Source organism: Algoriphagus sp. AK58, from assembly GCF_014324365.1.
Classification (GTDB): domain Bacteria; phylum Bacteroidota; class Bacteroidia; order Cytophagales; family Cyclobacteriaceae; genus Algoriphagus.
The window spans coordinates 279,828-292,139 of sequence record NZ_QEIG01000014.1 but is presented as its reverse complement, the minus strand read 5'-3'; the positions used below and the strand labels follow the sequence as shown (position 1 = coordinate 292,139).

Here is a 12,312-nt window from a genome sequence, read left to right as displayed (position 1 = left end):
AAAACTAAATCTTTTTCAAAAAAAATACGTATGCTTTTTACAAAATAATCTGCGCACTCACTTTAACATGAAACGGCTTCGCCCCAGGATTGTCCAAATAGGTCATCCGATGGAAGAAATCCACCCGGAAAAACTTGAAGATATTTTCTACTCCATAGCCCAGTTCCAGGTAGGGTTTGGTAGGATCCAAGCGTCCAAAAGTGACAAGGGGATTTCCTTCCGGATCAACAGTAGGTATATTGTCAATATTTTCCTGCCGAACTGATCCAAACAGAATATTGGCATTGCCTACCATTCTCCATTTAAGTCTTTTAATCAAAGGGACAGAATTGACCAAAAATCCCTCAAAAGACTGCCTGTACCTTAAACTCACAAATCCATCTGACGCAAATTCATTGAAATTCATCGTGTTAAAAGCTGCAGTGGTGTAGAAGGAGGTTTCATTTCCAAGGTGGTTTTTGAGCAAAGGATAAGGTACTTCTCCCCAGATTTTTCCTGCATCAAACTCATACCTTCCTACCCCAAAAATGCCCATGGTAAGCCGCTGATATAGGTAAAAATTCAGTTTGGTGTAGGATACCTCCCCTCCCAAAATCTGCGCTCCCTGTGCAAAATTTACTTCTACAATGGGCCACCTTAAAGGACCAAATGAAGCACGGGTGTTGTCATTGATAATAATAATTTCGTCTCTACCGTAGCGGATTCCAGCCCTGATTTCCGTAGCGTCAAAACTATCTTTAAGTTCTCCTGTGTCTTTTTCGAAATAGTAAAAATTGAAGAGAGGATCAAACTTTCCCACATTGAGCCCGGTGGAAAATAAAAAACCCTTGAAAAACTCTCTCTGAAAATTGAGCCTATTATAATTTGACACATAAGGCTGACGGAGGGTGCCAAATCGGCTAGCGGCCAAGAAGACACTATTGCCCTGAAGACTTTCGATTTCAAGCCCTACCTGGTCCAATTCCTGACTGGTGCGTAACTGCAAAGTAGTCCATCTCTTCCGATCCAGAATTCTGGTTGCAGATGCTTTATACTTCCAGCGTTCGTCGGCAAAACCATAGGCAGCATAGCCTTCCAACAGCCATTTATTAGAAAATTTGTAACTGCTCCTTAAACCAAAGCCCAACCGCAACCCCTCGACATTATTATAATTCCCGAATTCAGTCCAAGGCCCCAAGTCCACTTTTCCAACATTAAGGTATCCGGTAGCAAAAAATTTAAGTCCTTCGGAATAGAACCTTACCAGAGGAATGGTCCTTAAGGTATCTACCATCTGCAAAATGGTCAGTTCTTCTTCAGACAATGGTTCCGGTCTGATGCTTTTCCAAAAATCCTCTTCAAACCGGTTAAAATCAGGCTGTAGCTCAATGGCTTGATTGAAAAAAGCCGTGCTCTTGGGTTGATTGATGATCACACTGTCTGTGGAAGTGTAAAATTTGGCCAATAGACCGGCGGTATTATCCAGAATTTGACCGATCTTCAAAAGAACCCGGGTTTTGGAAGGTAAAAGTGGCCCCGCTTCGGTAGGAACCAATTCCTGCTGAATTTTAATCCGTTCCACAAAGTTCAGATTGGCAGCCTTTGGAATCGTTAAATCCACTTGTTTGAGCGAGTAGTCGTCTTTTTTGATCCAAATGGTCCCGGTAAAAGCCAAATCCTGCTCCCTTCTGGGATATACCTGAAGCTTATAACAACTGTCCTGACCTACCAGAACCGAATCCATCAAATCATAATCATAATAGGTTTTCCACCCATCAGCAATGGGTGAAATGAAGTCTTTTTCCAGGATCCTGAGCCAGTTTTTATAAAAATTATACTCCTGAAAAACGGATCCGGTGATTTGTGAGGTGGTAGATCCGTCGGTGATTCCTACTCCTGTGACTTTTGTTTTTTCAATAATCTCTTTTCGGAGTTCGGGGTTATTTCTATAATAAAATTTTGATACCGTCTCCGAGAAAAATACAGGAAGGATTTTTTCTCCCTCGTCATTGGTCAATTGCTTAATACTATCCAATACCGAAGTGACTACTCTTACGGACTTCCTTTGCCGAAATTCTTCCGAAAGGTTGTCTACATCTATTTCGATTTTGGTGTAGTTTTTTGTTTCGTAGGAATCTAAGCTTCTTTTGTCAAATTCTTTTCTTCTGGCTGATGCTCTTCGGATAATTTCGAAAGCAGGGTTTTCCCCTGCCTCAAAGACAAAAGTTCCCAATTCAAATGCTGCAGGCCAAAGTTGAAAATTGAGCGTTTGCTCCACTTGATTGGCCAGGGCCTTGGACTGGGTGATATATCCCAAATAACTGACTCTCAGACTATCAGAAAGTACTTGGGCTTTGATTTGATAATTCCCCTCAAAATCAGTGGTAATTCCAGTGCTTGTACCCTTTAGAATCACATTCGCAAAAGGAATGGGATCGCCCGTTTCAGCATCGGTCACCCTTCCTTTTATGATGAATTGACTGTAAGAGGATATGGAAAAAAGGAGAAAAACTCCCAGAAGAAAAGATCGAATCATTAATCGATTGGTCGGTACTTTTTGGAAAACGGATGCAAGTTAAGTTCATTTTTGATGCCAACCTGCTTCTTTTCGATTTTGACGAAACGACCTTTGTTTAGGAAAAGTTTCGCCTAGTTAATTTTGACCCGCCTTCCTCTATATTTGGGGCAAAAATCATCAGGAAATGATATACGACATTGTTATTGTTGGCGGAGGCATTGTGGGATTGGCTACAGGATATAAAATTTTAAAATCCCGCCCCGACTTGAAAGTTGCAATCCTTGAGAAGGAAAACCAATTAGCTAAACACCAAACAGCAAACAATTCAGGAGTAATCCATTCTGGGCTTTATTACAAACCAGGATCATTGAAGGCTACCAATTGTATCAATGGTTACCATGAATTGGTGAAATTCTGTCAAGAAGAAAAAATTCCTTATGAGATTACAGGTAAAGTGGTGGTCGCCACCCGTGAAGAGCAAAAGCCCCTATTGGACACCCTCTTGTCAAGAGGTCTACAAAACGGACTCACGGGAACCCGAAAAATTACACTGGAAGAACTGAAGGAGTATGAACCGCATTGCACGGGCGTGGCAGCGATTCATGTTCCCCAAACAGGTATTGTGGACTATTTTCAGGTAGCTTTAGCCTACGGGCGAAAGATCATGCAGCAAGGCGGGCAGATTTTTTTGGAACATAAAGTATTGGGCATAAGCCAACAAAATGGAGTAAATCATATTGAAACTTCAAAAGACTCTTTCCAAGCCAAATTGGTCATCAACTGTGCAGGATTGTATTCAGACAAAGTGGCTCGGATGAATGATGCCTCCATAGATGATGTGAAGATCATCCCTTTCAGAGGGGAATATTACAAGCTGAAAAAGGAAAAAGAATACCTGGTCAAAAACCTGATCTATCCTGTGCCGGATCCAAATTTTCCATTTTTGGGAGTTCATTTTACCCGAATGAAAAAAGGTGGTGTCGAAGCTGGACCTAATGCAGTTCTGGCATTCAAAAGAGAAGGATATAAAAAGTCCCAGATCAATCTTTCAGAGTTATTTGAATCCTTGGCTTGGCCCGGATTTCAAAAAGTAGCTGGGAAATATTGGAAGACCGGTTTTGGAGAACTTTACCGCTCTTTTTCAAAAGCTGCTTTTACAAAAGCTCTTCAGGAATTGATTCCCGAAATCCAAGAATCCGATTTGGTGGACGGAGGTGCAGGCGTACGTGCCCAGGCCTGTGACCGAACGGGAGGTTTATTGGATGACTTTGCCATCCGAGAGTCTCAGTATGCCATCAATGTATTGAATGCCCCTTCACCCGCGGCCACAAGTTCACTTTCCATCGGAGGAACGGTTGCGGAAATGGCCTTAAAGAGGTTTTAACTTAAAGTTCTAAAGGAGGTGAAAACCTCCTTTTTTTATGAATTCAAAAATTCCAGAAACCTCATTTCTGCCCAAGTAAATTCTTGATTGTTAAGGATAAAACCGGTATGTCCTCCCCTTTTGGGCATTTCTAATAGAATTTCTGACTTAGATTCAGCAAGTTTTAAAGGGTAGCAGGCTTTTCCTAAAAGGGGATCATTCAACGCGTTAATGATCAGGGTTGGAATAGTAATTTGAGGCATCCAGTTGTCAGCACTTACGCTTTGATAAAAGTCTTGAGCGTCTTTAAATCCGTGCAGTTTGGCGGTAAATAAGGTGTCAAACTCATCAAAAGTACTCACCCTTTCCAGCAATTCCTTTTTGATGAGATCAGGAAATTGATCGGCCTTAAGGGACATTTTTTGCTTCAATTTTCCCAAAAAACGGTTTTTATAAAATTTGTTTGACTTGAATTTAAGGGTTTCGGCGCTTGAGGGAAGATTGCAGGGGGTAGAATAAACTGCAGCTTTTTTGATCTGCAAAGGCAAGGAATCCCCTTTTTCTCCAAGATATTTCAATGTTTGGGCTCCTCCCATGCTGATTCCTGCAAGGGCTACTTCTTTATACCTTTCTATTTTCAAACTGTGTTGAACCACTGTATCCAGGTCATAACTTGCTCCATGATGGTAAAGAATGGGCTTTAGGTTCATCTCTCCCCCACAGGTTCGGTTATTCCAAACCAAAACATCCCAGTTATTCTGATTAAATAGCTTAACCAAGGCCTTGGCATAGTGACGATTGGAGTCCCCTTCCAGTCCATGGGAAATGATCAAAAGTTTGGAAGAACCTACCTTAGACCAATCCAAATTCAAAAAATCTCCATCCGGTGTATTGATTTTTTCTCTGGAATAATTGACCCCTTCTACTTTTCTCCAAATGCTCGGAACGATGGTTTCCAAGTGGCCATTGAAAAGGTAAAAAGGTGGACGTCGGTACGAGGAAGAAATAATCGGCATAAGAAAAGATAAAACCTTCACCTCAACTTCACTTTGAGGTAATTCTCAAGAAATCTGAGGTGAATACTTTTGCAAAGAAACAATTCTCATAGGGTAAAATAAAAAACGGAGCGATCTATGACGCTCCGTTTTTATTTCGGCAGGTTTTCCACTTCCTGAATTGCCAAATCTACTTTTTCAATAAAATCTTTGAAATGAACTTCGAACTCTCCTTCAAATCCGCTTGATTCAAGTAATTCTTTTCCTTTTTGGAGATTTTCGGTCAGAAGATCAAAATCAAACATTGAAAGAGTCGGTTTAAGCTTGTGTCTTATTTGTTGGATTTTAACGATGTCTCTTTCAATAGTCCCTTCCGAATAAATTTGCTTGAGCTCAATGAGTCCTTTATAAATCGCTTGGGTCAATTCCTCGCGAAATTCATCGTCTCCTTCAGACATTTCCAGAATTCTTTGATTCAACTCCGGGTAATAATTTGTCATAAAACATTACTTTTTGCTGAGCACCCTGCGATGTACCCTGTTGTCCACGCAGCTTGAAAATTAAATCCTCCAGTTATTCCGTCTAGATTGAGAACTTCACCTGCAAAGAAAAGATTGGGGTGATATTTACTTTGCATGGTGTCAGGATCTACCTCTTCTAAGGGAATGCCTCCTGCTGTGACAAATTCCTCTTTGAAGGTGGTTTTTCCTTTGATTTCCAAAATAAAGCAAAAAAGATTTTGAACTAAGCGATTTTGGATTTTTTTTGGAACATTACCATAAAGCTGAGATTCTGTAATTCCGCATTTCTCGCAAAAATGTTCCCACAGTCTAGCTGGAACCCCAAAAAGAGGGTTTGTTAAGATTTTCCGACTTGGATGGGATTTGCAATAATTCAAGATTTGCTCTGCATAGTCTTGCTCTCCCATTTCAGCATTCCAATTGATTATGGCCCTTGCATGATACTGTTGATCAAAAAGCCATTGTGCCCCAAAAGCAGAAAGTTTCAGTACCGCAGGCCCGCTGATCCCCCAGTGAGTAATCAAGATAGGGCCTTGATAGGTAAGTTTGGTGCCTTCAATTTTGACTTCAGCCTTAGGCATGGATATACCCATCAATTCCCGGATTTTTTCTCCAGGAGTATTGAAAGTAAAAAGAGAGGGAATAGGATTTATTATCTTATGCCTTAATGATTTAAGAAAACCATAGGAGTCTTTGTTCGGATGTCCTCCTGTGGCTATGATTACTTTGTCAAATCGCAAAGATCCACTACTTGTGACTATCTCAAATCCATTTGCGATAGGTTTTAGATCCTGTATTCCGGTGGAAACAAGAATTTTTACTCCTCTCTTTTGTGCCTCTTCAGTAAGTGTTTTGATGATGGTCTGTGAGTCATCGGAGACAGGAAAGACTCGCCCGTCTTCTTCTATTTTCAGGAATACTCCCCTGGATTCAAACCAGTGAAACGTGTCTTCTATGGAGAAATGACGAAAAGCTTTTTTTAAAAACTTTTCCCCTCTAGGATAATTCTTTACCAGTTTGGAGATTTCGATTGGCCTGTGAGTGACATTGCATCTGCCGCCTCCAGAGACCTTCACTTTGGATAGGACCTTGGGCGATTTTTCGAAAATCGCAACCTCATTTCCCGACCCACTGGCATGAACTGCAGCAAAAAAACCTGCCGCTCCTCCTCCAATTACCGCTACTTTCAAGATCTATTACTTATTGATTTACACTTAATTGACATTATCTTCTTTTTCCTGAAAATGAACCCAAAATTCCTCTTGCCAATTCGCGAAACAGGGTTCTTCCCATTTGCCTTACCATGGTGTTTTTGCTGAGCTCTTCCAGCAGGGACTCGTCTTGTTTGGTCCGGGTAGTAGTCCGGGATGTAGGGGCATTCATGGGGGGTATTTTTTCCTGTTGTCTTTGGACCTCCATCATTTTCCTCTCAAGAATTTCAAAGGCGCTGTCATGGTCCAAATCCACATTGTACTTTCTCGCCAGTTCAGAACCTCCCACCAGTCGGTCAATTTCTGCCTCTGTCAAGATATCCATTCGAGTAATCGGAGCACGGACCAGTGTATGAGCGAGTGGAGTTGGGATTCCTTTTTCATTCAATGCAGTTACCAGTGCCTCTCCAATTCCCATAGAGGTGAGCACTTCAGAAGTTTTGTAAAAAGGAGAATCCGGGTAGTTTTCCGCCGTTTTGGTAATGGCTTTTCGGTCTTTTGCAGTAAATGCCCTCAGCGCATGTTGTACCTTTAATCCAAGTTGACCCAAGACATTGTCAGGGACATCAGTTGGTGTCTGTGTACAGAAAAACACACCGACTCCTTTAGAACGGATAAGCTTGATGATGGCTTCTATTTTATCCAAAAGATCCTTGGAGGCATTGGAAAAGACCAAATGAGCTTCATCGATGAATAGACAAAGCTTGGGTTGGTCTGCATCACCCTGCTCTGGAAAAGTCTCATAAATCTCCGAAAGCAAGCTTAACATGAAGGTGGAAAATAATTTTGGCCTGCTTTGAATATCAGTCAGGCGAATTACAGAAATCACCCCTTTTCCGTCTTTGGTCCGGACAAAATCATCCACATCGAAAGATAACTCTCCAAAGAATCTGTCAGCACCTTGTTGCTCAAGCTCTATAATTTTTCGCATGATCGTGTTGACGGAAGCTGAAGAAACTTGGCCAAACTCTTTCTCAATAGCTGATTTCCCCTCATTGCTGATATACTGAAGGACTCTTTTGAAATCCTTGAGATCAATAAGCGGTAAATGGTGTAAATCACAATATCTGAAGATCAATGCTACTACTCCTCTCTGGGTATCATTCAACTCTAAAATCTGGGAGATCAACACCGGGCCAAACTCTGAAACGGTGGCTTTCAATCGAACCCCTTTTTCATTGGAAATAGACATCAGCTCGACTGGAAGCCCTTGTGGAGCAAAGTCTACTCCGATGGTAGCGGATCTTTTTAAAATAAAATCAGAAGTCTCCCCTGGCATTGCCAAACCTGACAGATCTCCCTTCAAATCCATCAAAACGGATGGGATTCCTTTCAGTGAAAGTTGTTCAGCGATGACTTGAAGTGTTTTGGTTTTTCCTGTTCCTGTCGCTCCGGCAATTAATCCATGTCTGTTTAAGGTCTTGAGGGGAACTTTAATCTGGGCGCTTTCCACAGGCTGGCCGTCAAGTATCCCTGCTCCTAAGATGATATAGTCCTTTTTAAATTGCTGGCCTTGAGAAAGATGGTTCTTGAATTCTTCGATCTTGTTCATAGAGAAAAAACTTTGTGGTCAAACTACAAAAAAACCTTGAGTTGACTCAAGGTTTTGAAGGGTTTGAAAATTAAAATAGGCTATCCGGTATTCTTTTTGGAAAGCCAATGTAATGGCCAAATCAGGCCTATGTCGGTCTACCAATTCTAGTATCGATTAACATTCGGCCAATGGCCACATTCCGGAGAATCATAAATTCCGATTTCAGTAAGTCACTACTGGCTCTAATTCTTTGGCTTGAGCTATGAAATCCTCGACTTTTGATAATGGAGGCACAACTCTGGTCAATCCCTTTTCTTCTTGGGTTTTAGTCAGGGCAGCATGAAGATTTTCCGCATTTCGGTTTCTTAACTCCTTCACGGTATCAACCCCTGCAGCTTTTAGCAATTCAGCAAACTGGCTTGCAACACCGTTTATTCGAAATAGATCAGCCATATTCACCCAATCCAAAATTTTTCCTTCATCAATACCAGAAGCTTCGGCAATTGATTTTCTGCCTGATTTGGTTGCTCCTTTTTCTAGAAGACCTTCAACGGTACTTATACCGGCAGTGGCGAGTTTACCTTGGTACACTTCACCGATTCCTTCGATCATTGTGATTGATTTACCCATAAAATTCTAAGTTTAAAGTTTAATTGTTTTAAAAAATGACTTCTAACCATTAAGGTCAAAAATTAAGTTAGGTAAAATTTTCGGCTTTCTAACTGATTTGGAGATGAATTTATCCTGATTGACATAAATTTTAACTTGAAGTAACCAAATCTTGTTACTTACTTGCCTCAAATTACTTTCTTCAAAAAGTGCAAAATAAATTTACCTATCCTCTCTTCTTACTGGTTTCATTCGTTCTGAATGCAAATGTAGTTTTCTCTCAAGTAAATCTTGGACAGACAGACCGCTGGATGAAGGGTGCCCTAGCCGCCATGGAGCGGAAAGATTATCAGACGGCCAATTCAATTTTCAGAAACCTGATTGACTCTGGTCTTCCACTTCCTGACGAAATGCCTTATTATTTTTCTGAAACCCTTTTTCAACTTGGCCAATATGACAATAGCAATAACTTTCTCAATAAGTACCTCGAATTGACTGGGTTTAACGGTCAAAATTATCAGGGGGCATCACAGCTTAAAGAGAAATTAAAAGAACCTCTGGCTAAGATTCAATCCTGCGAGCTTTGTGACAGAAGAGGGTACAGATACCTTGCGTGTTTTACCTGTGAGGGAAAAAAACATACCGAACAGACTTGTTCCTACTGCAAGTCGAAAGGAATAGTGGGATGCAGCAGATGCGGAGCTACCGGAATGATCAAAAAAACGAACGTATTTAACATCGTGGAGTTTTTTGAGTGCGAGCGATGTTCCGGTAAAGGAAGATTAACCTGTCCGGAATGCTCGGGTTCGGGAAAAGAAATAAGCGAATGCCGAACTTGTAACGGAGCGGGGAAATTACCTTCTGATGAGATCTGCGACCACCAGCCTCATGAGCACAAGGAACACCAGGAAAAATAAATCCCGCTTTTGCGGGATTTTTTCACTTACAATATTTCTGTAAAGCTTCTGAAGCTCCGGGATATTCCAAAACTGAAGCAAGTTTGAAATCTTCACAGGCTTGCTTTTTTCTTTCCAGCGCAACTTTCAAAAGTCCTCTGTTGTAGTAGGCCTGTCCAAAATCTTTGTCAATCTGAATGGCATTGCCGTAAGACTTCAAAGCATCTTCGGGCATACCCAGTTGATGTAGCGCCCTGCCTTTTAGGAACGAAGCCATGGCCGGAGCCCCTGGAATTTCCTCTGCTTTAGTGGCATATAGTAACGCACTTGCATAATTTTTTTGCTCCAATTGGATAGCAGAAAGGCCAAGCAGGACTTGGAAATTGTTGGGTTCCTGAGTAAGAGCTGCTTCAAAATCTGCTTGTGCTTCAGTCAATTTCCCCAATTGCTGAAAAGCCCTTCCTCTACCGTAAAGTGTTTTGACGTCAGTAGGCTTGTTCTTCAGATGGTCGGTATAACTCTGTGCAGCCAACTCATATTGGCCTTTTTCGAAATATCGATCTGCAGGATTTGACTTTTGTTCAGAACAGGAAAACAGAGCCCCGGCAATCACCGGGACTAGAATTACTTTACTCAGGTTTTTCATTATAGTTGGTTTAGACTGCTACATTATTTTCTCTAAGCGCATCATTGAGGGAAGTCTTGAGATCTGTAGAAGCCTTACGCTGACCGATGATCAAAGCGCAGGGAACTTGGTAGGTTCCGGCAGGGAAAGTTTTAGAAATAGATCCTGGGATCACTACTGAACGAGGCGGTACGTAACCTTTGTATTCAACAGGCTCAGATCCTGTCACATCTATGATTTTTGAACTCGCGGTCAAAGTAACGCCTGCTCCGATCACTGCCTCCTTACCGATCCTTACACCTTCCACTATTATCGCACGGCTACCAATAAAAGCTCCGTCTTCTACAATTACCGGTGCTGCCTGAACGGGTTCAAGCACTCCACCGATTCCCACTCCACCACTCAAATGAACGTTTTTGCCAATCTGCGCACAAGATCCGACGGTAGCCCAGGTATCAACCATCGTGCCACTGTCCACATAGGCTCCGATATTAACATAACTTGGCATCATCACCACACCGCTAGCCAAGTAAGCCCCGTAGCGGGCAACTGCATGAGGAACCACTCTTACACCCTGTTTGGCATAGTTTGTTTTCAGAGCCATCTTATCATGAAACTCAAAGGGGCCCACTTCTATGGTCTGCATTTTTTGGATAGGGAAATAAAGAATCACTGCTTTTTTAATCCATTCATTTACTTGCCAATTCCCATCTTTAGTAGGTTCAGCGACTCTAAGTTGACCAGCGTCCAAATCAGCAATAATGGTCTTGATGGCAATTTCGGTTTCTTTTTCTTTGAGCAATTCCCTGTTTTCCCAGGCGTTCTCGATGATCGTTTTGAGTTCCATTAGATTTATTTAGTTTCGTTTATGAGTCTTGAGGGGGCCAATTTGATTCCTGTAGTAATTGCTTCCACGCTGAAGCCCTTAGAGGATGTGCGTGCCTTTCAAAAGCTGGCCCTTTCGCTTGGCGAAACAAATAAATACAGCCTAAACATCATAGGTTTTTCTTCGGAAAAGCCCGATAGGTACCCCAAAATCCGATTCTTTTCTTCTATGAGCCATTTCCATTCCAAGTGGGATCGTTGGATGGCACAGTTCAGATTTGCTAAGATATTAATTCAAGTAAGGCCCAAACTCTTGATTTGTTGCACTTACGAATACCTTCCATTGTCAGCTTTCTTTAAGCTATTTTTTACGTTCAAGCTTGTCTATGATGTGCAGGAGAACTATCGTAAAAATCTGGATCTGAATCCAAGTCTCCCTTTTTGGAAAAAAAAACTGGCAAACTACCTCATCCAAAAAGCAGAACAGGTTCAGGGAATTGATTTATTTCTTTTGGCTGAGTCCAGCTACATTTCCGAAATGCCGGAGAAAAAGCCATTTCTGGTACTAGAAAATAAGTATCAAGGGGAAATCAGGAAAGTATCCCAGCTTCGACTGGATCCATTTAAAAAACTTAAATTCTGCATAACAGGTACTCTAACTCCTGCCTATGGCACTTTGGAAGGTTTGATCTGGTTTCAAAAACTCCTAGAAGTTTATCCCCATTTTGAACTAGAGGTCATCGGTCATTGTCCAATAAAGGAGTACAAGATTCAGCTAGTCCAACAGGCCAGAAATTGCTCACAGGTTCATCTGGAAATTTCTGATTTCCCCATTCTTTATCGAAAGATTGAGAAAGTTTTGAACTGTTCAGATGTGTCACTTTTGCCCTACGCAATCCATCCTGTTATACAAGACAAACTTCCCACTAAGCTCTTTGAATGCGCTGCTTTAGGCATTCCCATTTTGATGACTCCTAACCCGAATTGGGAAAATTTTTACAATAGCTTCAAGGGTGGCTTTTCGGTCGACTTTCAGCAGACTCAACTCGCCGTAGCGACTTTTCAACAAGCCCTATCCCAGAACTACTTTTCCACACCAGTGCCTAGGTCAGTATTGTGGAAAACTGAAAGGCTTCATTTTCAAGAAGCTATCCAAAATCTCCTGTCTTAATTCTCCCTGATTTTCCTTTGGAAAGTGGATAAGTGTGGAAACTTATCCACCTCTCCCCCATTTTT

General features: G+C 41.6%; 11 protein-coding genes. 3 read left to right on the top strand and 8 right to left on the bottom strand.

What is annotated here, in order from left to right; genetic code table 11:
* Positions 1 to 37: 37 nt before the first annotated feature.
* Positions 38 to 2,515, bottom strand: a complete 2,478-nt coding sequence (locus DDT91_RS14445; RefSeq protein ID WP_187176901.1) for a DUF5686 and carboxypeptidase-like regulatory domain-containing protein — start codon at positions 2,513 to 2,515, stop codon at positions 38 to 40.
* A gap of 166 nt (positions 2,516 to 2,681) precedes the next feature.
* Here DDT91_RS14445 and lhgO point away from each other — a divergent pair, with 166 nt between their 5' ends.
* Entirely contained in the window at positions 2,682 to 3,881 is a 1,200-nt protein-coding gene (lhgO, locus tag DDT91_RS14440) for an L-2-hydroxyglutarate oxidase (protein ID WP_187176900.1), read from the top strand.
* 35 nt (positions 3,882 to 3,916) lie between these two features.
* On the opposite strand, the gene DDT91_RS14435 is transcribed toward lhgO, so the two are convergent.
* The 5 genes from DDT91_RS14435 to DDT91_RS14415 form a co-directional block, all read right to left on the bottom strand.
* Positions 3,917 to 4,876 carry a YheT family hydrolase gene (locus DDT91_RS14435; RefSeq protein ID WP_187176934.1) on the bottom strand — a complete coding sequence of 320 codons (960 nt, stop codon included), beginning with the start codon at positions 4,874 to 4,876 and terminating at the stop codon, positions 3,917 to 3,919.
* 131 nt (positions 4,877 to 5,007) lie between these two features.
* On the bottom strand, positions 5,008 to 5,355 hold the full coding sequence (locus DDT91_RS14430; RefSeq protein WP_187176899.1) for a hypothetical protein: 348 nt from the start codon (positions 5,353 to 5,355) through the stop codon (positions 5,008 to 5,010).
* Entirely contained in the window at positions 5,352 to 6,566 is a 1,215-nt protein-coding gene (locus DDT91_RS14425; RefSeq protein WP_187176898.1) for an NAD(P)/FAD-dependent oxidoreductase, read from the bottom strand. Before DDT91_RS14425 ends, DDT91_RS14430 begins: the two co-directional genes overlap by 4 nt.
* A gap of 34 nt (positions 6,567 to 6,600) precedes the next feature.
* Positions 6,601 to 8,139, bottom strand: a complete 1,539-nt coding sequence (locus DDT91_RS14420) for a helicase HerA-like domain-containing protein (protein WP_187176897.1) — start codon at positions 8,137 to 8,139, stop codon at positions 6,601 to 6,603.
* A gap of 204 nt (positions 8,140 to 8,343) precedes the next feature.
* The gene (locus DDT91_RS14415) at positions 8,344 to 8,751 is read right to left on the bottom strand and encodes a DUF4332 domain-containing protein (protein ID WP_187176896.1); all 408 of its coding nucleotides are present in this window, start codon (positions 8,749 to 8,751) and stop codon (positions 8,344 to 8,346) included.
* Between the two features lie 188 nt (positions 8,752 to 8,939).
* Here DDT91_RS14415 and DDT91_RS14410 point away from each other — a divergent pair, with 188 nt between their 5' ends.
* Positions 8,940 to 9,647: a molecular chaperone DnaJ gene (locus DDT91_RS14410; protein ID WP_370539321.1), complete on the top strand. Its 708-nt coding sequence runs from the start codon at positions 8,940 to 8,942 to the stop codon at positions 9,645 to 9,647.
* Positions 9,648 to 9,669: 22 nt separating this feature from the next.
* Here DDT91_RS14410 and DDT91_RS14405 read toward each other — a convergent pair whose 3' ends face one another.
* Positions 9,670 to 10,272: a tetratricopeptide repeat protein gene (locus tag DDT91_RS14405; protein ID WP_187176895.1), complete on the bottom strand. Its 603-nt coding sequence runs from the start codon at positions 10,270 to 10,272 to the stop codon at positions 9,670 to 9,672.
* 10 nt (positions 10,273 to 10,282) lie between these two features.
* Entirely contained in the window at positions 10,283 to 11,098 is an 816-nt protein-coding gene (locus DDT91_RS14400; protein ID WP_187176894.1) for a 2,3,4,5-tetrahydropyridine-2,6-dicarboxylate N-succinyltransferase, read from the bottom strand.
* Positions 11,099 to 11,119: 21 nt separating this feature from the next.
* Between DDT91_RS14400 and DDT91_RS14395 the strand changes: the two genes are divergently transcribed.
* Positions 11,120 to 12,247, top strand: a complete 1,128-nt coding sequence (locus tag DDT91_RS14395; RefSeq protein ID WP_187176893.1) for a hypothetical protein — start codon at positions 11,120 to 11,122, stop codon at positions 12,245 to 12,247.
* Positions 12,248 to 12,312: the final 65 nt, after the last annotated feature.